At 69.2% G+C, this 21,676-nt stretch carries 16 protein-coding genes; 4 read left to right on the forward strand and 12 right to left on the reverse strand.

Features of this window, described 5'->3' with window-relative positions:
- Window positions 1–86 precede the first annotated feature (86 nt).
- From HWX25_RS01640 to HWX25_RS01690, 11 genes are all read right to left on the reverse strand, one after another.
- Window positions 87–1,514: a heavy metal sensor histidine kinase gene (locus HWX25_RS01640; protein WP_175906679.1), complete on the reverse strand. Its 1,428-nt coding sequence runs from the start codon at window positions 1,512–1,514 to the stop codon at window positions 87–89.
- The gene (gene irlR / locus HWX25_RS01645; protein ID WP_059466657.1) at window positions 1,511–2,194 is read right to left on the reverse strand and encodes a heavy metal response regulator transcription factor IrlR; all 684 of its coding nucleotides are present in this window, start codon (window positions 2,192–2,194) and stop codon (window positions 1,511–1,513) included. Before irlR ends, HWX25_RS01640 begins: the two co-directional genes overlap by 4 nt.
- Window positions 2,194–5,406 (reverse strand): CusA/CzcA family heavy metal efflux RND transporter, encoded by a 3,213-nt coding sequence (locus HWX25_RS01650; RefSeq protein WP_175906680.1) that lies wholly within the window; start codon window positions 5,404–5,406, stop codon window positions 2,194–2,196. The genes irlR and HWX25_RS01650 overlap by 1 nt, the downstream gene beginning before the upstream one ends.
- A gap of 56 nt (window positions 5,407–5,462) precedes the next feature.
- Window positions 5,463–6,932: an efflux RND transporter periplasmic adaptor subunit gene (locus HWX25_RS01655; RefSeq protein WP_175906682.1), complete on the reverse strand. Its 1,470-nt coding sequence runs from the start codon at window positions 6,930–6,932 to the stop codon at window positions 5,463–5,465.
- A gap of 26 nt (window positions 6,933–6,958) precedes the next feature.
- The gene (locus tag HWX25_RS01660) at window positions 6,959–8,263 is read right to left on the reverse strand and encodes a TolC family protein (protein WP_175906684.1); all 1,305 of its coding nucleotides are present in this window, start codon (window positions 8,261–8,263) and stop codon (window positions 6,959–6,961) included.
- 228 nt (window positions 8,264–8,491) lie between these two features.
- Window positions 8,492–9,700, reverse strand: a complete 1,209-nt coding sequence (locus tag HWX25_RS01665; protein ID WP_175906686.1) for a phosphotransferase — start codon at window positions 9,698–9,700, stop codon at window positions 8,492–8,494.
- A gap of 36 nt (window positions 9,701–9,736) precedes the next feature.
- Window positions 9,737–10,348, reverse strand: a complete 612-nt coding sequence (pnuC, locus tag HWX25_RS01670; protein ID WP_175906688.1) for a nicotinamide riboside transporter PnuC — start codon at window positions 10,346–10,348, stop codon at window positions 9,737–9,739.
- Window positions 10,349–10,407: 59 nt separating this feature from the next.
- The gene (locus HWX25_RS01675; protein WP_175906689.1) at window positions 10,408–12,639 is read right to left on the reverse strand and encodes a TonB-dependent siderophore receptor; all 2,232 of its coding nucleotides are present in this window, start codon (window positions 12,637–12,639) and stop codon (window positions 10,408–10,410) included.
- A gap of 606 nt (window positions 12,640–13,245) precedes the next feature.
- Window positions 13,246–13,449, reverse strand: coding sequence for a DUF2970 domain-containing protein (locus HWX25_RS01680; RefSeq protein ID WP_059531896.1), 204 nt, complete (start codon window positions 13,447–13,449; stop codon window positions 13,246–13,248).
- A gap of 124 nt (window positions 13,450–13,573) precedes the next feature.
- Window positions 13,574–15,646: a pyridoxamine 5'-phosphate oxidase family protein gene (locus HWX25_RS01685; RefSeq protein ID WP_175906690.1), complete on the reverse strand. Its 2,073-nt coding sequence runs from the start codon at window positions 15,644–15,646 to the stop codon at window positions 13,574–13,576.
- Between the two features lie 31 nt (window positions 15,647–15,677).
- Window positions 15,678–16,322 carry a glutathione S-transferase gene (locus tag HWX25_RS01690; RefSeq protein WP_175906691.1) on the reverse strand — a complete coding sequence of 215 codons (645 nt, stop codon included), beginning with the start codon at window positions 16,320–16,322 and terminating at the stop codon, window positions 15,678–15,680.
- A gap of 126 nt (window positions 16,323–16,448) precedes the next feature.
- Here HWX25_RS01690 and HWX25_RS01695 point away from each other — a divergent pair, with 126 nt between their 5' ends.
- Window positions 16,449–17,393 carry a LysR family transcriptional regulator gene (locus tag HWX25_RS01695; RefSeq protein ID WP_175906692.1) on the forward strand — a complete coding sequence of 315 codons (945 nt, stop codon included), beginning with the start codon at window positions 16,449–16,451 and terminating at the stop codon, window positions 17,391–17,393.
- A 63-nt stretch (window positions 17,394–17,456) separates the two neighbouring features.
- Here HWX25_RS01695 and HWX25_RS01700 read toward each other — a convergent pair whose 3' ends face one another.
- Complete coding sequence (locus HWX25_RS01700; protein ID WP_175906693.1) at window positions 17,457–18,113, reverse strand: TetR/AcrR family transcriptional regulator; 657 nt, start codon at window positions 18,111–18,113, stop codon at window positions 17,457–17,459.
- An 88-nt stretch (window positions 18,114–18,201) separates the two neighbouring features.
- Here HWX25_RS01700 and HWX25_RS01705 point away from each other — a divergent pair, with 88 nt between their 5' ends.
- From HWX25_RS01705 to HWX25_RS01715, 3 genes are read left to right on the forward strand one after another with little or no spacing between them, the layout of a single operon-like run.
- A complete protein-coding gene (locus HWX25_RS01705; RefSeq protein ID WP_059531908.1) occupies window positions 18,202–19,104 on the forward strand; it encodes an SDR family NAD(P)-dependent oxidoreductase in 903 nt (300 codons plus the stop codon).
- Window positions 19,101–20,663, forward strand: a complete 1,563-nt coding sequence (locus tag HWX25_RS01710; RefSeq protein ID WP_175906694.1) for an NAD(P)/FAD-dependent oxidoreductase — start codon at window positions 19,101–19,103, stop codon at window positions 20,661–20,663. Before HWX25_RS01705 ends, HWX25_RS01710 begins: the two co-directional genes overlap by 4 nt.
- 7 nt (window positions 20,664–20,670) lie before the next feature.
- A complete protein-coding gene (locus HWX25_RS01715; RefSeq protein ID WP_059818661.1) occupies window positions 20,671–21,657 on the forward strand; it encodes an alpha/beta hydrolase in 987 nt (328 codons plus the stop codon).
- The last annotated feature ends 19 nt before the right edge of the window (window positions 21,658–21,676 follow it).

Below are 21,676 nucleotides of genomic sequence, written 5' to 3' on the forward strand. Positions count from 1 at the left end.
AGGCGCGGGCGCTGCCGCGCGATCGCGGGCAGCGTGCCGCGCGCCGCCGTATCGCGGCGAACGCGCGGCCGTGCCGGCGTGCGATCTCAAGCATGGGCCGCCGGCATCGTCTTCGGCGCACCCGGCGGCCGCTGCGGAAAGCGCAGCCAGAATGTCGTGCGCCGGCCGGGAACGCTGTCGACGCCGCATTCGCCGCCATGGTTGTCCATGATCGACCGGACGATCGCGAGGCCGAGGCCCGTCCCCGACGCCGAATTGTGCCGCGACGGATCGACGCGATAGAAGCGCTCGAAAATCCGCGCGACGTGCTGCGCATCGATGCCCGGCCCCGTATCCGATACGGCGATCGTCGTCGCGCCAGCCTGTTCCGAACAATCGATCGTCACGACACTGCCGCGCGGCGCATACGCCAGCGCATTGGACAGCAGGTTGCTCAACGCGCGCTGATACAGCGTGAGATCCGCGTCGACCCATGCGTAGCCGTCGACCTTCACCGACACACCCGCGTCCTCCGCGAGCGGCTCGTAGTAGCCGGCGACTCGCGAAGCCTCCTCGGCCGCATCGAGCCGCCGCACGTCGATCGACGTGCCGGCCTGCTCCGAGCGCGCGAGGAACAGCATGTCCTCGATCATCCTCGACAGCCGCTGATACTCGTCGATGCTCGACTCGATCACGCTGCGATATTCGTCCGCGCCGCGCGGCTGCGACAGCACGACCTGCGCGGCCGCCTGCAGGTTCGTGAGCGGCGTGCGCATGTCGTGCGCGAGATTCGACGAGAACTGGCTCAACCGCGTAAACGATTCGTTCAGGCGCGCGAGCATCCCGTTGAACGCATGCTCCAGTTCCTTCAGTTCGCCTGACGTTTCGAGTTCCGGCAGCGGATGGGCCAGGCGGCTCGTCGACATCTGCTCGGCCCGCGCCGCGAAGCGCCGCAGCGGGCTCAGCCCGAGCGCCGCGATGCCGTATGCGATCGCGGTCGCCAGCACGACGCCGAACACCTCGATCACGACGATCGTATAGGCATGCGTGCGCAGCAGCAGCACGTCGGCGCTGCGATCGTACTGCACCGCGACGCGCACGACGGGCGCGCCCGCGCCGGCGAGCGGCACGGTCATCACCAGATACTGGTGCCGTACGCCGGGCGGCGCGACGAATACCGGAATACGGCCCGCGTCCGTCGACAGCAGCGGCGCGTAGGTCCGGAATCCCGGCGTGCCGACGATGCGCGTGCCGGCCGCATCGTAGATCGCCAGGTCCATGTTCGGATGCCCATGCAACTGGTCGATCCAGATATCGGGGTTGCGCGCGACGTCGGCCGTCGAACGCGCTTCCGCCAGGTGCGTGCCCAGCGCGGTCGAAATGCCGGCCATCTGCTCGGCCGCCGTCGTCTCGATGCGATTGCTCAACGCCTCGTACAGCGCGACGCCGCTCGAGGCGAGGATCACCGACGTCGACAGGATGATCAGCGCGGTCAGGCGTCCGCGCAGCGTGCGCGGCAGCAGGCGCGCGATCATTTGGCCGCGCCGTCGCGCACTTCGAGCACGTAGCCCATCCCGCGCACGGTGTGGATCAGCTTCGGTTCGTAGGCGTCGTCGATCTTCGAGCGCAGTCGCCGGATCGCGGAATCCACGACGTTCGTATCGCTGTTGAAGTTCATGTCCCACACCTGCGACGCGATCGTCGCGCGCGGCAGGATCTCGCCTTCGCGACGCATCAGCAGCCACAGCAACGCGAATTCCTTCGCGGTCAGCAGGATCGTGTCGCGCTGCCGCGTGGCCTTGCGGCGCGTCAGGTCGAGTTCGAGATCGGCCACGCGCAGCGTGTTCGAATCGCGCGGCTGGCCGCGCCGCAAAATCGACTTGATGCGCGCGGTGAGTTCGACGAAGTCGAACGGCTTGGCCAGGTAATCATCGGCGCCGAGTTCGAGGCCCTTCACGCGATCGCCGACGTCGTCGCGCGCGGTGAGGAACAGCACGGGCGTCGACTTGCTGCGACGCAGGTTCTGCAGCAACGTCCAGCCGTCCTGCCCCGGCAGCATCACGTCGAGCACGAGCAGATCGTACTCTTCGGTCTCGGCCTGGTGCTGGCCCGTGATGCCGTCCTCCACCCAGTCGACGACATAGCCGGCTTCGGTCAGGCCCTTGCGCAGATAGGCGCCGGTTTTCGGTTCATCCTCGACAATCAGAATTCGCATCACGCATTACCCTTGAAGAAACCCAGCCGGCGCAGCACGCCCGCGCCGAACCCGCCGCGCAATACCGCGCGCCACGACACCGCGTGGCTCACGCGGTACAGCACCGGCAGCACCAGCAGCGTCAGCGCCGTGGACGACAGGATACCGCCGATCACGACCGTCGCGAGCGGGCGCTGCACCTCGGCGCCGGTGCCGGTCGCGAATGCCATCGGCAGGAAGCCCAGCGACGCGACGAGCGCGGTCATCAGCACGGGCCGCAGCCGCGTGAGCGCGCCTTCACGCACGGCCGCGTCGAGCGGCATCCCGTCGTCGCGCAGGTTGCGGATGAACGAGATCATCACGAGACCGTTGAGCACCGCGACGCCGGACAGCGCGATGAAGCCGACCGCCGCGGTGATCGACAGCGGAATCCCGCGCAACCACAGCGACACCACGCCGCCGCTCAGCGCGAACGGAATGCCGGTGAAGACCAGCAGCCCGTCCTTCACGTTGTTGAACATCACGAACAGCAGCACGAACACCATGAACAGCGCGAGCGGCACGACGAGCTTCAGCCGCTCGCTCGCGCTCTGCAACTGCTCGAACTGGCCGCCCCACGACACCCAGTAGCCGGCCGGCACGCGCACATCCTGCTGCAATTGCTCGCGCGCATCGGCGACGAACGAGCCGACGTCGCGGCCGCGCACGTTCGCGCTGACGACGACGCGCCGCTTGCCGTCCTCGCGGCTGATCTGGTTCGGGCCGGGCGCGACCTCGATCGTCGCGAGTTCCGCGAGCGGCACGTACGGCGCCTGCGCGAGCGGCGCGCTGGCACCCGCGGCCGGCGCCGGCAGCGCGATCGGCAGACGCTTGATCGCCTCGATGTCGGAGCGCAGTTCGTCCGGCAGCCGCACGACAATGTCGAAGCGGCGATCGCCCTGGAACAGCGTCCCCGCCTTCTGCCCGCCGACGGCCGCGGCCACCGTATCCTGCAGGTCGGCGACCGTCACGCCGTACCGCGCGAGCTTGTCGCGGTCGAGGTTGACGGTCAGCACGGGCAGGCCGGTGGTCTGCTCGACCTTCACTTCGGATGCGCCCGGCACCTTCTGCAACGCGGCCGCGATCTGCTCGCCGGTCTGGTTCAGCACGGTCATGTCGTCGCCGAAGATCTTCACCGCGACGTCGCTGCGCACGCCCGAGATCAGCTCGTTGAAGCGCAGCTGGATCGGCTGCGAGAACTCGTACGCGTTGCCCGGCAGTTCCGCGAGCGCCGCCTCGATCTCGCGCACGAGCTGATCGCGCGGCTTGTTCGGATCGGGCCACTTGTCGGGCGACTTCAGCATGATGTAGCCGTCCGACAGGTTCGGTGGCATCGGATCGGCCGCGATCTCAGCCGTGCCGGTGCGCGCGAACACGCGCTCGATTTCCGGGAAGCGCGCCTTCAGCGTCTTCTCGATCGCCTTCTGCATCTCGACCGATTGCGACAGGCTCGTGCCGGGAATGCGCAGCGCGGCGACCGCGAGATCGCCCTCGTTCAGGCTCGGGATGAACTCGCTGCCGAGCCGCGTCGCGAGCCCGAGCGTGACCAGCACGATCGCGCCAGCGCCGAGCATCACGCGCGCGGGGCGCGACATGAACGCGGCGAGCACGGGTTCGTATGCACGCCGCGCCCAGCCCATCAGCCGGTTTTCCTTTTCCTCGACGCGCTCGCCGATGAACAGCGCGACCGCTGCCGGAATGAACGTGACGGTCAGCACCATCGCCGCCGCGAGCGCCATCACCACGGTGACGGCCATCGGATGGAACATCTTCCCTTCGACGCCGGTGAGCGCGAAGATCGGCAGGTACACGACCATGATGATCAGTTGCCCGAAGATCAGCGCGCGGCGCGCCTCCTGCGACGCGCCGAATACTTCCGCGAAGCGCTCGTCGCGCGTCAGCGGCCGGCCTGCGACGGCCTGTGCATGCGCAAGCCGTCGCACGCAGTTCTCGACGATCACGACCGCGCCGTCGACGATGATCCCGAAGTCGAGCGCGCCGAGGCTCATCAGGTTCGCGCTGACCTTCGCGTTGACCATCCCGGTGAACGTCATCAGCATCGACAGCGGGATCACGAGCGCGGTGATCAGCGCCGCGCGGATGTTGCCGAGAAACAGGAACAGCACCGCGATCACGAGGATCGCGCCCTCGAGCAGGTTTTTCTTCACCGTCGCGACGGCCTTCTCGACGAGCACGGTGCGGTCGTAGACGGGAATCGCCTTCACGCCGGCCGGCAGCGTGCGGTTCACGTCCGCCATCTTCGCGGCGACGGCTTTCGCGACCGAGCGGCTGTTCTCGCCCATCAGCATGAACACCGTGCCGAGCACGACCTCCTCGCCGTTCGACGTCGCGGCGCCGGTGCGCAACTCGCGGCCGATGTCGACCTGGCCGACCTCCTTCATCCGCACCGGCACGCCGCCGACGTTGGTCAGCACGATGTTCGCGATGTCGTCGACGGTGCGCGCCTGGCCCGGCACGCGCACCAGGTACTGCTCGCCGCGCTTCTCGATGTAGCCCGCGCCGACGTTGTCGTTGTTGCGTTCGAGCGCGCGCACGACGTCGGCGAGCGTCAGCCCGTACGACATCAGCTTCGCCGGGTTCGGCGCGACGCGGTATTCCTTCACGTAGCCGCCGATCGAATTCACCTCGGTCACGCCGCGCACGTTTCGCAGTTGCGGCCGGACGACCCAGTCCTGCAGCTCGCGCAGGTCGGCCGCCGTGTAGCGCGTGCCGTCGGGCTTGCGCGCAGCCGCGTCGGCCTCGACGGTCCACAGGTAGATCTCGCCGAGGCCGGTCGACGTCGGCCCCATCGCGGGCGCGATGCCGGCGGGCAGCTTGTCCTTCGCTTCCTGGATGCGCTCGTTGACGAGCTGCCGCGCAAAGTAGATGTCGGTCCCGTCCTTGAAGATCACAGTGACCTGCGACAGACCGTAGCGCGAAATCGAACGCGTCTGCTCCAGGCCTGGCAGGCCGGCCATCACGGTCTCGACCGGATACGTGATGCGCTGCTCGGCCTCCAGCGGCGAGTAACCGGGCGCGGCCGTGTTGATCTGGACCTGCACGTTCGTGATGTCGGGCACCGCGTCGATCGGCAGCTTCTGGTAGCTGAACACACCCAGCGCGGCCACTGCCGCGATCGCCAGCATCACGAGCCAGCGGTGCGCGATCGCAAAGCGGATCAGGCGCTCAAACATGGCGGGATTCCTCGAAGCGGGGAACGTCCACTGCGTGGGCCTTCGATACGTGACGCTCATTCATGTTCCGCGCTCCCCTTGCCGAGCTCGGCCTTCAGCACGAAGCTGTTCGCGGCCACATATTCCTGGCCCGGCTTGAGCCCCTTCAGCACTTCGGTCGCACGGTCGTCGCGCCGCCCCGTCTCGACGGCCTGTGCGACGAAGCCCTTCGGCGAGCGCACGAATACCGACGGCACGCCGTCGACGTCCTGCAGCGCGTCGCTCGTGACGGCGAGCGGCACGGCCTGCTTGCCCGCGTCGACCGACACGTTCACGAACATCCCCGGCCGCCACACGCCGTCCGGATTCGGCAGCACGACGCGCGCGGGCGCGGTGCGCGTCTGTTCGCCGAGCAGCGAGCCGACGTAAGCGATCGGGCCGCTCGAGCGCGATTCGAACGCGGTCGCGCTGACCGTCGCGTCGCGGCCGACGCGCACGTCGTTCAGCCGCTGTGCGGGCACGGCCATCTCGGCCCACACCGTCGACAGGTCGGAGATCACGAACATGCTCGCGTCTGCGGCGATCGCTTCGCCGGGCGTCGCATGCTTCTCGACGATCGTGCCCGCGAACGGCGCGCGCAACTCGTAGCGGTTCAGCGCGCCCGCGCCGGCCGGCGCGTTCAGCGCGGCCAGTTTCTGCCGCGCATTCTGCACGGCGATCTCGGCCTCGCGCAACTGAACCTGCGCCTGCTGGTAGTCCTGTTCCGCAGAGATGCGCTCCTGCCACAGCGTGCGTTCGCGTTCATAGGTCGCGCGCGCGCCCGACAACCGGCGTTCGGCGGTCAGCAGTTCGCTGCGACGGTCCGCGAGATCGGTGCTCGCGATCACGGCCAGCACCTGCCCCTTCGCGATGTTCTGTCCGAGCGACACCGACACCTGTTCGACGATGCCGGCCACGCGCGGCACGACGTGCGCGGTGCGATCCTCGTTGAATTTGATCTCGCCCGGCAGCTGGAACGGCGTGGCGATCTGCGCGGGGCCGGCCTTCGCGAGCACGATCTTCGACGTCTTCAACTGCTCATCGGTGAGCGCGATCGCGCCGTCCGCACGGGCGAACGGAAACGACGCGGCCTCGTTGCCCGCCTTGACGTCGATCGTCGCGTCGAATACGTGCGGCTTCGCGATCGATTGCGCCGACACGAACTTCTGGCCCGCCGCGTCGAATCGCATCGGTTCGTGCGAGCGGTCGTACCGCACCAGCGTGCCGGACACGGCAACGCCCTTGGTCGCAGGCTTGCCGTCGACGAACGGATAGACGACGAGCCGCGCGTCGCCGGGCTTTTCCGTCATCACGATCTCGACGGACAATGTGCCGCGCGTGAGCACGACGCCGCCGTGCGAGCCGGTGCCGACGCCGTCGGCCGCCTGCGCGGCTTCGGTTCCCGCGGGCACGGACGCGCCGCCTCGCGTGACGGCGAGCGCGCCGAGCACGATCCCGACGCCGCCGAGCACGGCCGCCGCAATGATGAAGATTCTGCTGCGTGACATGATGATCCTTCAGGTAAGAAGCGCGGCTATTGCGCGACGGCCGCGAGCGGCGTGCCGACGAGCCGGCCGATGTCGGCGCGGGCCGCATGCGCGTCGGCGAGCGCCCGCACGTATTGCGATTGCCCCTGGAACAGCGTGCGCTGCGCGTCGAGCACGTCGAGGAAGCTGAACTTGCCGAGCTCGTAGCCGCGCGACATCGCATCGAGCGCGAGCCGCGCGCCGGGCAGGATGTCGCTCTTCAGCCGCCGCGCTTCCTGCGCGGCCGCGTCGAAATTCGCGTACGCCTGCGTGAGTTCGAGCCGCAGCCGCGTGCGCTCGCGGTCGAGATCGGCATTCGCGCGCCCGGCCTTGTGCGTCGCTTCGAGCAGCGCGCCCCGGTTCGTGTCGAACAGCGGAATCGGAATCGACACGCCGACCACCGCCTGGTTGTCGGGCACGCCGCCCGTCGTCACCCGCTTCATGCCCGCGCTGACCGTCACGTCGGGAATGCGCCGCGCGCGTTCGAGCGACACGGCCGCGTTCGAGCGCAGCATCTGCGCGCGCGCGACGCGGGCGAGCGGCGCGTCGTCGAGCTGCGCGGTCAGCGCGGACAACGGCTCGACCGCAGGCACCGTTTCGAGATCGCCGAGCGCGACGCGGCGGTCGCCGCGCGCTTCACCCATCACCGCATTCAGCTTCTCGCGCGCGACGTCGACACGGCCGCGCGCGGTCGCCACCTCGATCTGGACGCCGGCCGCCGCCACCTGCGCCTTGGTCGCCTCGACCGGCGACACCTTGCCGGCCTGCGCGCGGCGGCCCGCGAGGTCAGCCGAGCGCGCGGCGATCGCGGCCGACTCTTCGGTAACCTGAAGTTGCCGCTGCACGGCAAGCAATCCGTAGAACGCCGCGATCACATCGGCGCGCACGGCGGCGCCCTGCTCGTCGAGCGACGCATTCGCGGCCTCGCGGCCGTATGACGCGACATCGAGCCGCGCGCGGCGCTTGCCCCCAAGTTCGATGGTCTGGTTGATCAGCGCAGTCGACGTGCGCTCCGCACGGCTGAAGCCTTCCTGCAGGAACGACACTTCCGGATTGGGACGCGCGCCGGCCTGCATCAGCGCGCCGGCCGATGCGTCGACGTCCGCGCGCGCGCCGCGCAACGCCGGGTTGTTGCGGGCCGCTGCCGCGAGCGCGTCGGACAGCGTTAGCGATGGGGAAAAAGCGGCGTCGGACGGCGGTGCAACAGCGGAAGCCGTCGAGGCCAAGGCCGGGGCCGCGACCTGCAGTGATTGCGCATGGGCCGTCGCGGCCGTCGCGAAGACGACGGCCACGGCGAGGGTGAGCTTGAGCATGTTCGGTTCTGCGATAACGGTTCGCACCGATGCTACGGATCGGGTGCAGTGCGAACATGAGCCGAAGATGACATTTCCGTCATGTTGGATGCGACGGCGTGCGGACGTGCGGCGTCCTGAGCGAGCAGAGTCCGCTTCGTGGATCGGATGATTTCAGTGAATGTGCGGTGCGATCGCCGCACGGAAGGAAAATGGCTTTGCCGGCTCGACGACGTCCGGCACGCAGCTTTACACGCTGCCCCGCTTCGCGCGCCGGCGTTGCACCAGCCAGTCGAGCAGTTGTCGTCCGTCGCGTTCGCCGAACCAGCGTGCGTGCCCCAGCAAGTAGCCGTCGTACGCGACGTCGACGATCGCCGGGGCCTCGATGATGCAACCGAAATACGCGACTTCCGACAGCGCGAACTCCGTATGCACGATCGGCAGCATCGCGACCAGCGCCGCATACGCGTCGTCGCTCAACGGTTCGAGCGATTCGTAGCCGTCGAGCAGCGCATCGATGTGCGCGTATTCGATGCGGCGCGCATCGGCCGGCGCCATCCAGTCGATCGTATTGCGCTCGATCGCCAGCGCGACGTCCATCACCGCACACGTGCGATCGGACAGGCCGAAGTCGAGCACGGTGCGCACCTGTGCGCCGGGGCCGGCGTTGGTCCACAGCAGGTTCGACGCATGCCAGTCGCCGTGCGTCCACAGCGGCGGCAGCGCAGGCAGCAGCGGCACGAGGTGCGCGTGATACGGGCCGATCGTATCCGCTACATCGCCACGCCAGTCGCGCGTGCCGAGCGCACGCACCAGCAGCGGCTGCGCATCGACCCAGCGTTCGAGCGCCCCCGCCAGATCGGTGGACGACAGTACGCGAAAACTCGACAACAGCGTGCGCACGGGCCGCGCCGGCGCATCGTATCCGGCCGATGCGCGATGCAGTTCGGCCAGCGCGCGGCCGGCCGCGTAGGCATGCGAAGGATCCGTGAACGGCTGCCACGACATCACGCCGCGATACGCGTCGACGCCGGGCGCGACCACGTGCACTTCATAGGTCCAGTCGCCGGATGCGATCGCGGTCCCGCCGTCGCGACCGGCGAGCACATCGGCGACCGGAACATCGCGTGCACGCAGATGCGCGATGAAGCGATGCTCTTCCTCGAGTCCGGCGACATCACGCAGGCTCACGTGATGACGCTTGACGAACAGCGTGCGCTCGTCTGTCGTGTGCACCAGCACGGCCGCCGAGAACGGCCGCGGGCTGTGCCACGTGAGCCGCGCCGGCACGCCGACGCCGTCGATCCGCGCCAGCACGCCCGCGACTTCGTCGTGCGTCATCAGCGGCCAGTCGCGTTCGGCCTGCTCGCCGTCGACGCCGAATTGCGGCGGTGCGACGTCCCACGCGTCGGCGGCGTCACGCGACGCAGGCGCGTTCGGCTCGAGAGGGAATGTCATGAACGACGCAGCTCCATAGTTGAATCGGCCCGTGAATCAGCCCGCCGGGCTCGCCGTCGCGCGCAGCGCGTCGGCCGTCCGGCTCCAGTCGCGCCAGCCGATGACGGCGAGCGCGATGAACAGCGCATAGAGTCCGGCCGTCAGATACAGTTCCTTGAGCACGAACATCCCGACGTACACGACGTTCACGACGATCCACAACCCCCACGACGCGATGTAGCGCCGCGCGGTCCAGTATTGCGCGACGAGGCTGAACGCCGTTAGCGACGCGTCGACGAACGGCAGCGCCGCGTCGGTCCAGCGCGCCATCATCCCGCCGAGCAGTGCGCTGCCGACGACGGCCGCGATCAGGTCGGGCAGCATCTGCCGCGGCCGCACGCCGGTGACGGGCGCGACATCGCCGGCCGGCGCCGCACCGCCGCTCGCCTCCAGCGTACGCTGCGCGATCCAGCGGCGCCAGCCGTACACCTGCAGCACCGCGAACGCGCCCTGCAGCAGCATGTCGGAATACAGCTTCGCGTCGAAGAAGATCCAGCCGTACAGCGCGACCGACGCGAGCCCGACCGGCCAGCACAGCATGCGCCGTTTCGCGGTCAGCCAGATCGCGAGCGCGCTGACGATCACGCCGGCGATTTCGAGTGGGGACATCGTCTGTGCTCTCCAGGTTGGCTGTCGGGGTCGCGCATCACGCGGCCGGATCCGGACGATCAGAAATCATAGGTCAACGATACGCGGGCGGTGCGCGGCGCGCCCGGGAACAGGTACGCGTCGCCCTGCTGCTCGCCCGCGTCGCGCCAGTAGAACTTGTTGAACAGGTTGTCCACCGACACGCGCAGCACCGTGCGATGGCCCGCGATCTTCGTCGTATAGCGCGCGCCGAGATTGAACACGAACCACGACGGCACGCGCGCGGTGCCTTCCTCGTTCGCGTTGCGCGCGGCGCTGTACTCGACGCCGCCGAGCACGTTCAGACCGGCGACGCCCGGCACCGCGTAGTCCGCATACAGCGATGCGCGCAGCGCCGGCACGTTGATGATCTGATGCTCTTCGTAGGCCGGCGAACCCGAATCGTACGCGCGTGCGCGAATCGCCGCGACGCTGGCCGTCAGTCCGAGCCGCTCGGTCACGCGCCCGGCCGCGCCGAGTTCGATCCCCTGGTGGCGCTGCGTGCCGCGCTGCACGAACGTATAGCTCGTGCCCGACGCATCGGGATCGGCGAACTGGAACGGCTTGCTGATCGAGAACACGGCGGCCGTGAGGCTCAGCCGGTCGAGCCAGTCGTATTTCGCGCCGAGTTCGAACTGATGCGATTCGACCGGCGGCAGGAACGCATACGCGTTGGTCGCGCGCACCGGCGCCTGGTCGCCGAGCGACAGCGCCTTGCTGTACGACGCGTACAGCGACAGCACGTTCACCGGCTTGTAGACGAGCGCGACCTGCGGCAGGAACACCGAGCGGTCGGTGTGCGTCGCGTCGCCGTCGAGGCTGCTCCAGCTGCGCTGGCGCAACAGCACTTCCTTGCCGCCCGCGAGCACCTGCCAGTGCTCGCCGATGCTGATGCGGTCGAGCCCGAACACGCCGTACTGCCACGAGTCGAGCTGCGGATACGACGGCCCGGCCGTGTTCGGCGACGGCGCGAACGCGATGTCGGGCCCGTAGATGTTTTCGCTGCCCACGTAGTCGTACACGGCATTCGCCATGTGCACGACGCGGCGCTGCACGCTCACGCCGAGCGTCAGCTCGTGGCGCAGCGGGCCCGTCGCGAACCTGCCCGTCGTCACCGCGCGCAGGTCGTCGTTGCGGCGGTATTCGCCGGGGCTGCGGAAATCGTACACGTCGTAGTCGCCGTTCGCGCCGAAGAAGAACGGCGACGTCGTGCCGGCCGCGCAACTCGGCGCATACGAGCAGCCGTACGCGAACGCGCTGTTGTCGTCGATCATCGTGCGGCTGCGGCCCGCGGCGATGTAGGCCTTCCAGTCGTCGTTGAACTGGTAGTCGAAGCGCGCGTTCAGGTTCAGCGCGTCGGTCGTCAGCGGCTTCGCCCACGGCTGCGTGCCGAGCGCCTTCGACGTGGTGTTGACGGACGGCACGACGGTGCCGCCGAGCAGTTGGTAGCCGGGCGCGGAGCGCTGGATCCACTGCTGGAATTCCGCGTTCAGCTGCAGGCTCGCGCGCGGGCTGATGTCCCAGTCGGCGGCGATCGAGCCGAACGTGCGTCGCCCGTTGGTGCCGTCGATGTACGAATGCATGTTCTCCTTCGCGGCATTGATCCGGAAGCCGAACTGATTGTCGGGGCCGAAGCGGCGGCCGAGATCGACGGCCGCCGACGTCGAGCCGCGGCTGTCGACGCCGGTCGTCACGCTCGCGACGTTCGCCGAGCGCTTCGTCACGAAGTTGATCACGCCGCCCGGCGCAACCACGCCGCTGTCGATGCCGGCCAGTCCCTTCAGGATCTCGACACGCTCCTTGTTCTCGAGCGGCACGTTCTGCTCACCGGACACCGTCAGCCCGTCGATCCGGATCGCGCTCGCGAGATCGACCGGAAAGCCGCGGATCGCGAAGCCTTCGAAGTAGCCGACCGGCGCATAATCGTTGACGACCGACGCATCGTTGCGCACCACGTCGCTCAGGCGCTTCGCCTGCTGGTCGTCGATCATCGCCCGCGTGACGACGTTGACGGAGGCCGGCGTGTCGCGCAGCGGCGCGTCGTCGAGCCCCGCGACCGACGCCTCGCGCACGCGAAACGAGCCGCCGCGCTCGCCGCTGACCGTGATCGTCGGCAGTGTCGCGGCCCCGGCCGCACCGGCGTCGGATGCCGGCGCGTCGCCCTGTGCCGCGGCGGCCTGCGCCGCGAAAAGCGTGATGCCGAGACCGACGCCAAGCCCGACCTTCGTGCGCCGCCGCCGTGCGGGAGCCGCTGTTGTTCTATTCACCGTCATTGTTCTGGATGGAAAACTCGCCACTCGACCCTGTCGAAACACTCGAAACGCGTTATGCAGCCGCGAAGCGCGACCTCGCGCAAGAACCCGCGGCGGCCCCGCGGACGCCGGGCGCGAACGTCGATACGATATTCATCAGACGAATCGGAGGATCGGGCAGCATGCGTGCCGATCGATCGGGAAAGCGCAGGATGGGACATCGGATGACGGTGACGCGCCGCGTACCGACGCAGCCGCCGACCGGTTCGTCGGGGGCGTGTCGGGCGGCCGGCTGCATCGCGCGGCTTGTCATGCGGGGGGATGCTTCGAACGCCCCGTTACGGGTGCGACGTACTTGCGCGCGCCGTTCGCTGGAACGGCGGCATGCCCGTCGCGCGCGACATCGCGGCGCGGCGCGCATTTTACCCCGGGCGGGGCCGACCGCCCTGGAATCGGGCAAATCGGGGGCGTGGGAGGCGGGAACGGACACCGCGCGATTCATGCGGCGCGGCGACGGTATCGATGTGCGCGTGACCGGCGTCGTGCTCGGCCACTTCGATGGCCGGCACGGTCACGCGGCCGGAAACCGGAGCGGGAACGTTCGCCCGCTCGCGATTCGGCGGTCGGTCAGAACCCCTGCATCGTCGCGGTCGGATCGACGACCAGATGCACCACGCCGTAGATGACCGCACCAACCAGCACCGCGAGCACGATCGCCACGAACGGCAGCAACGTGTAGTTGACGTTCGCGAGATCGGCGGCGTGCGCCTTGCTGTTGCGTACGCCGAAGAAACTCCACAGGACCAGCTTGATCATGCCGAGCAGTTTCATGGTTGTGCTCCTTTTATCGAATCGGTTGACGCTATCGTCGACCCGACCGGCATCCGAAAAAAGCAGCAGTTGCGCGCGCTTTTCGCGCAGCAGGCCATCTGCGGCGGCATGTCGCATGGTGCGTTCAGCGCTCGAGCACGAGCGGTGCCACGGCCCCTTCGGCAGGCTGCGCGACGCACAGCAGCACGCAGCCGGGTTCGACCGGCGCATCGTGCGACTGCACGTAATCGACCGCACCAGACAGCATGCGCGTCGCGCACGTCCCGCACGATCCCGACCGGCACTCGGACGGCACCGCCACGCCCTGGCCTTCGGCGAATTCGAGCAATGTACCGTCGGCGGGTGTCCAGGCAGCTTCGCGGCCCGTGCGCCGGAATACGACAGGCACGCTCGCCACTGGCGGCGCTGCTGCCGCTCGCGTCGCACTGCGCACGACGCTCGACGGCCCGAACGCCTCGAAGCGGATACGCTCGTCCGGCACGTTCAGCGCACGCAATCCGTCGTACAAGTCGCGCATGAACGCGGACGGCCCGCAGAGGTAGAAATCGTAGTCGTCGAACGGCAGGATGCGCTTCAGTTGCGCGATGTCGATGCGGCCCGGTCGCGCCGCGCCGTCGCGCTGCGGCCGGCTGTCGAACGAGTGCAGCGACACGCGTGCGTCCGCGTCGGCGATGCGCGTCAGTTCCGCCGCAAACGGCCGGTCGGCCGTGTCGCGCGCGCCGTGCACGAACACGATGCGACGCGACGCCTTGTCGTCGGCCAGCGCGCGACGCAGCATCGCGATCATCGGCGTGATGCCGATGCCGGCCGACACCAGCACGGCCGGGCGCGGGCTCGCGACGTCGAACGTGAAGCGGCCGCGCGGCATCTGCGCGTCGAGCGTCATGCCTGCCTGAGCATGATCGTGCAGCCACGCCGACACGCGTCCTTCGCGCTTCACGATGATCCGGTAACGCGGCGCGCCCGGTGCATCGGACAGCGTGTAGCTGCGGATCGTCGGCGCATCGCTGCCCGGCAGCGCGACGCGCAGCGTCAGGTGCTGCCGGGCTTCGTACGTCGGCAACGCGTCGCCATCGGCCGCTTCGAAATGAAACGAGCGGATCGCGCGTGCTTCGTCGACGATCTTCGCGATGCGCAGTGGGCGCCATGCGGGAGCCGATGCGGTTGCCGATGAAGGCGCGGAGGTGAGCGCGGACGGCACCGGCCCGCCCGCCGCAACCGCGCCCGCCGCCATCGCCGCGAACTGCGGCGCGCGTTCGACCCCCGACCACCTGAACGGCAGCACCGCGCGCATGCGCCGCACTTCCCGCACATGAAACCGCACGACCCGCTGCGCGCCATCGAACGACGCGACGAGCGGCCCGTCCCACACGATCTCCGCCCGCGCGGCGACATACAGCAGATCGCCGCTGTCGAAATCGACGAACAGCAGCCCCGCGCGCGGATCGTGCTGCAGGTTGCCGAGCGTGTTGAAGAAGCGGTTGCCGCTGAAATCCGGCGTCGTCAGCGTGTGCGCGTCGTCGACGCGCACGAAGCCCGGCATGCCGCCGCGATGCGACACGTCCGCGCCGCGCGCGGCGCCCGCGTCGGCCGACGTGTTCGCACTCGCGACGAAGAACGTATCGGCCTGCGCGAGCAGCGCGCGATCCGCGTCGCTTAGCCAGTCCGACACGTCGGACGCAACGGACGCCCCGGCTTCACGCGCGACGAACGTGGGTTTGCGGCCCTGGATGTACTTCGCACAGTTGCCGAAGCTCTGCTCGACCGCGATCGTCAGCGCGCCGCCGTCGGCCGAACGCACGACGCCGTTCACGCGATTGCGCCGGCGCGTATCGAATTCGATCCCGAGCCCGCCGAGCGGCGCCCCCGGCCGCCACGCGCCGGCCAGCGGATCGCCTGGCAGCGCATCGCCGTCGATGCGCAGCGTGCGCGCGTCCGGCGCCGTCACGAAGCCGGGCGTCCCGACCCGCAGCGTGGCCCACGGCTGGCCGTGCGCATCGACGCCGCCGAGCACGAAGAACGGCACCTGCGCAAAGAACGTCCGGTGCTGGTCCGGCATGAAGCGGCGAATCCCGCGCCGGCCGGCCGTGCCTGCGGCCTCCGTCACGCCCGCACGCTGCTGCACGGCAAGCTCGCCCGCGTGAAACGGCGCGACGTCGAGTTCCCAGCCCGGTACGGCGGCGGTCGGCGTGGTCATCGCGTTCTCCCGGTCAAGGCGCGGCTTCGTGTCAGGCGGCAAGCAGGCCGGCACGGGTCGTCGGCATCGCGACGAAGCCCGGCAGCGCCTCGACGCGCGCGAGCCACGCGCGCACGTGCGGATACGGTTCGAGCGACACGCCGCCTTCCGGCGCGTGCGCGATGTACGTGTAGGCGGCGACGTCGGCGATCGTCGGCTGCGCCCCCGCGGCGAACGGCTTGCCGGCGAGTTCCCGGTCGATCACGGCCAGCACCTTCGCGGCCGTGCGCTTGGCCGCGTCGTGATCGAGCGGCGCGCTGAACACGGTGACGAGCCGCGCGGCCGCCGGCCCCGATGCGATCGGCCCGGCCGCGTACGACAGCCAGCGCTGCACCGTCGCCGCGCCGGCGTCGTCGTCGGGCAGCCAGTGCGCGTCGCCGTAGCGCTTCGCGAGATAGACGAGGATCGCGTTCGAATCGGCGAGCACGGTGCCGTCGTCGTCGATCACCGGCACCTGGCCGAGCGGATTGAGCGCGAGGAAGGCGGGTTCGCGCTGCGCGCCGGCCGCGAGATCGACGTCGACGGTGTCGAACGGCAGCCCCAGCAGCGACAGGAACAGCCGAACGCGATGCGCATGCCCGGACAGCGGGAACGAATAGACACGAACCGGACGGGCGGGCTTGCTGGCGGCTGGCATGGAGAGGCTCCTGGATCTCGCGCCGCCGGGAATCGGCGACGAACGGCCCCAGCGTAGCGCTCGCCGTTCGCGTCCAGAAGACGGATAATCGCTGAAACATTATCCGCTTCCATAGGACAATCGACGATGGCCGATCTTCGCGACGTGAACCTGAACCGGCTGGCGATCTTCGTCGCGGTGGTCGATGCCGGCTCGCTGACGGCTGCGGCCGAGCGGCTCGGCCTCGCGAAGACGGTCGTCAGTACGCACATGCAGCGGCTCGAATCCGAGGTCGGCGCGAACCTGCTGGTGCGCACCACGCGGCGGCTGAGCGTGACCGATGCGGGGCGCGCGTTCTACGACGCGTGCCGCGACATCGTGCGCGCGACCGAAAGCGCGCTCGACGCGGTGTCGTCCGACGCGGGGCCGCTGCGCGGCACGCTGCGCGTGAGCGTGCCGATCGACTACGGCGCGCTCGTCGTCGCGCCGGCCGTCGTCGCGCTGCGCGACGCGCATCCGGGGCTCGACGTCGAACTGATCGCGAACGATCGCGTCGTCGATCTCGTCGCGGACAATCTCGACGTCGCGATCCGCATCGGCCGCCTCGCGGATTCGAACTATCGCGCGGTGCAACTCGGCGAGTACGAGAAATGGCTGGTCGCGAGCCCGGCGTTCGTCGCGCGGCACGGGCTGCCGCGCGCCCCGGATGCGCTCGCCGCGCTGCCGTTCGTGATGCTGTCGACGCTGTCGCGCCCGCATACGCTCGAACTTCTCGACGCGAGCGGCGGCCATGCGTCGGTGCGCTGCGTCGCGCCCGTCGTGTCGAACACGGCGACGGCCTGCCGTGCGATCGCGCTCGCGGGCGGAGGCTTCGGGCTCTTGACGGATTTCTCGATCGCGGAGGACGTCGCGGCCGGCCGGCTCGTCCGGCTGCTACCCGCATGGCGCTCGGCGCGGGCCGGGATTCACGCGGTGTATCCGTCGACGCGGCTGCCTTCGCCGAAGGTGCGTGCGTTCATCGATGCAATGAAGGCGAGGATCGGAGAAGCGCGATCAGCGACGCCGGCACGATCGAAACGCTCGAGGATGTGAAGCGTCGGATGGCTCCGCGACGCAACCGGATGCGAATCGCGCAAGTCCGATCGTCGCCGCATCCTAGCCCGCTTCGCGCAACGTCCCCAGCAGCACCTTCCTGCAACTCGCGACCATCTGGGCCTCCGGGTCGCGATACCCGGTGAGCAGCCACGCCGCGCCGACGTTCGTCATCGCGCCGACCAGCGCGAGCCCGACGAGCCGTTGCTCGGTGCGCTCGGCAGGCGTCACGGCCTCGCGCGCCGTGCCGATCGCCATGATCAGCTTGCCGAAGTCGATCAGTATCCGCTGGTACGTCATGTCGGTATCCGCGCTTACGCCCATCACCTCGAGCAGCAGCACGCGGGCCGCGCACGGATCGCGCAGGAATCCGAAGAACGCGGCGAGCCCCGCGTCGACGCGCTCGCGCAGATCGCCGCCGCGCGCCGCCACCGCCCGCGCGACCGCGTCGTGCAACTGCTGCGCGTGATGCAGGTAGGTGCAGCGCAGCAGATCCTCGGTACTGTCGAACGCCGCATAGAAATAGCGGTCGTTGAGCTTCGCTTCCTGGCAGATCGACCGCACGGTCGCCTTGCGGAACCCGACCGTGCCGAACACGCGCGTCGCCGCGCGGATCAGCGCATCGCGCCGCTCGGCGGCACGCACCTCGGGCGCCACGCCGCCGTACGCCCGGCCCCGTTTTTCCGTTTCGAGTGCTTTCTCCATTTCGCTATTTGACATCAGGACACCCGAAAACTAAAGTGGTGACGAATAACACCACAATAGGCGCGCCGCCGACGCAGCGCAAGCGGAACGGGAGGAACGACGAATGAAGGGGTTTTCCGGCAAGGTCGCCGCGATCACGGGCGCCGGTTCGGGCATGGGCCGCAGCCTCGCGGTCGAGCTCGCGCGGCGCGGCTGCGAGGTTGCGCTCGCCGACGTCGACGAAGTCGGGCTCGCCGGCACGGCGGCCGCGTGCGCGAAGCACGGCGTGCGCACGAGCACGCGGCGGCTCGACGTCGCCGACCGCGATGCGGTGTTCGCGTGGGCCGATTACGTGCGCGCCGAACACGGCAAGGTCAACCTGGTCTTCAACAACGCGGGCGTGTCGCTGGCCGCGAGCGCCGAGACCGCGCGCATCGCCGATCTCGAATGGATCGTCGGCATCAACTTCTGGGGTGTCGTGCACGGCACGCAGGCGTTCCTGCCGCATCTGCGCGCGTCGGGCGACGGGCACGTGATCAACACGTCGAGCCTGTTCGGACTCGTCGCGATGCCGACGCAGAGCGCCTACAACGCGACCAAATTCGCCGTGCGCGGCTTCACCGAGGCGCTGCGGATGGAGCTCGAACTCGACGGCGCGCCCGTCAGCGCGACCTGCGTGCATCCGGGCGGCGTCGCGACCAACATCGTCGACGCGAGCCGCGTCGACACCAGCATCCACGCGCTCACGGGCCAGGACGAAGCGACCCACCGCCGTCAGGCGAACCGCCTGATCAACGCGACGACAGCCGACGATGCCGCGCGGCAGATCCTCGCCGGCGTCGAGCGCAACGCGCGCCGCGTGCTGGTCGGCGCCGATGCCCGCCGCCTCGACAAGCTCGCGCGCCTGCTCGGCGCCGGCTACCAGCGGCTGGTGCTGCGCCACGTGCGCCGCGCCCGCGCGCGCAATCTCGAGCGCATCCATGCGCCGGCCGCGCTCCCGACCACCCCGACCAAGGATCCCGCATGACCTCGACGACGACCGACCGGCGCGACGTGCCGCCCGCCCGCGGCGACAGCCGCGACCTCGACGTGCTGATCGTCGGCGCCGGCCTGTCCGGCATCGGCGCCGCCTATCACCTGAAGCGGCGCTGCCCGTATGCGAGCGTGGCGATCGTCGAGGCGCGCGACGCGATCGGCGGCACCTGGGACCTGTTCCGCTATCCCGGCGTCCGTTCGGATTCCGACATGTTCACGCTCGGCTACAGCTTCCGCCCGTGGCACAGCGACAAGGCGATCTCGGACGGCCAGACGATCCTCGACTACATCCGCGACACTGCGCGCGCGTACGGCATCGACCAGACGATCCGCTACGGCCAGAAAGTGGTCGCGGCAGACTGGGATTCGAACCGCGCGCGCTGGACGGTGCACATCGAGCGCACGCGGGACGGCGCGGTCGACACGCTGGTCTACACGTGCCGCTTCCTCTACATGTGCAGCGGCTATTACGACTACGACGGCGGCTACCTGCCCGACTGGGCCGGTATGGAATCGTTCGAAGGTCGAATCGTTCATCCGCAGCAATGGCCGAAGGACCTGTCTTACGCGAACCGGCGCGTCGTCGTGATCGGCAGCGGCGCGACGGCCGTCACGCTGGTGCCGTCGATGGCGGCCAATGCGAAACACGTGACGATGCTGCAGCGCTCGCCGACTTACATCGTGTCGCTGCCCGCACGCGACAAGATCGCGAACGCGTTGCGCCGCGTGCTGCCGTCGAGCCTCGCGCACCGGATCGTGCGCATGAAGAACGTACTCCTGACGATGTACCTGTACAACGTGTCGCGCCGCAAGCCCGAGCAGACGAAACGGTTCATCATCCGCGCGGCCGGCAAGCAGCTCGGCCCCGACTTCGACGTCGCGAAGCATCTGACGCCGCGCTACATGCCGTGGGACCAGCGCGTGTGTCTCGTGCCGAACGGCGATCTGTTCAAGTCGATCCGCGCGGGCCGCGCCTCGATCGTCACCGACGAGATCGAGCGCTTCACGCCGACCGGCCTGAAGCTGAAGAGCGGCCAGCAACTCGACGCGGACGTGATCGTCACCGCGACGGGACTGAAAGTGAAGATGCTCGGCGGCGCGCGCGTCACGGTCGACGGCCGCGCGGTCGATCTGCCCCAGACCGTGTCTTACAAGGGAATGATGTACAGCGACGTGCCGAACCTCGCATCGTCGTTCGGTTACACGAACGCGTCGTGGACGCTGAAGGCCGAGCTGATCGCGCGCTACGTGTGCCGGCTGCTCAACCACATGCGCGCGAACGGCTACGACACCTGCGTGCCGCGGCTCGGCGCGGGTGATCTCGGCGACGTGCCGGCGGTGAACCTGAGCTCGGGCTACATCCAGCGCGCGGCCGGCATCCTGCCGAAGCAGGGGCATCGCAAGCCCTGGAAATTCCATCAGAACTACGTGCTCGATCTCGCGTCGCTGAAGTTCAGCGGGCTCGCCGATTCGGCGATGCAGTTCGAACGCCGCGCGAAAGCCGGCCCGGCCGCCGCGCCGGTCGCCGATCCCATACTCGAAACCCGTTGAGGCCGACATGAGCCATACGCTCCACCTGATCCAGAACGTGCTGCTCGGCGTCGTCGCGGTGCTCGCCGCGCTTGCGCTGTTTTCCGGCTACGTCGCGCGCCGCGTGACGCGCGCGTTTCCGCCCGAAGGCCGCTTCGTCGACATCGGCGGCGACCACATCCATTACGTCGAATACGGCAGCGGCCCGCCGCTCGTGTTCGTGCACGGGCTCGCCGGGCAGTGGCGCAACTTCGCGTACCTGCCGCTCACGCGGCTCGCGCAGCATCATCGCGTGATCCTCGTCGACCGGCCCGGCGCCGGCCGCTCGCTGCGCGGCGCCAACTCGCAGGCGAACGTGTTCGCGCAGGCCCGCACGATCGCCGCGTTCATCGACGCGCTGAAGCTCGATCGGCCCGTGCTCGTCGGCCACTCGCTCGGCGGCGCGATCGCGCTCGCGGTCGGTCTCAACCATCCGGAGCGCGTGAGCCGGCTTGCGCTGATCGCGCCGCTGTCGCACGAGCAGACCGAGCCGCCGGCGCCGTTCAAGCCGCTGATGCTGCCGTCGCCGCTGGTGCGCCGCTTCGTGTCGTGGACCTTCGCGATCCCGCTGACGATCCTGACCGGCCGCAAGGCCGTGAGCCAGGTGTTCGCGCCGGAAGCCGTGCCGCGCGACTTCCCGGTGAAGGGCGGCGGGCTGCTCGGGATGCGGCCGCACGTGTTCTACGCAACGGCGACGGACCTGCTGTCGGCGCCCGTCGACCTCCCCGCGATGGAGCGCCGCTACGCGGACCTCGCGTTGCCGGTCGACGTGCTGTACGGTCGCGCCGATCCGATCCTGAACTGGCGTACGCACGGCGAGGCGCTCGCGCAGAAGTCGGCGCGCGTGCGGCTGAAAGTCGTCGAAGGCGGGCACATGCTGCCCGTCACGATTCCGGACGCAACGGCGGACTGGCTGCTCGAAGTCGCCGCCGCGCCGGTCGAGACGCCAACGCAGAGCGCGCACGTCGCGCATTGATCGGCCGCGGGCCTGCCGG

The organism is Burkholderia sp. BCC1640, assembly GCF_902833125.1.
In the GTDB taxonomy this organism is placed as follows: Bacteria; Pseudomonadota; Gammaproteobacteria; order Burkholderiales; family Burkholderiaceae; genus Burkholderia; species Burkholderia diffusa.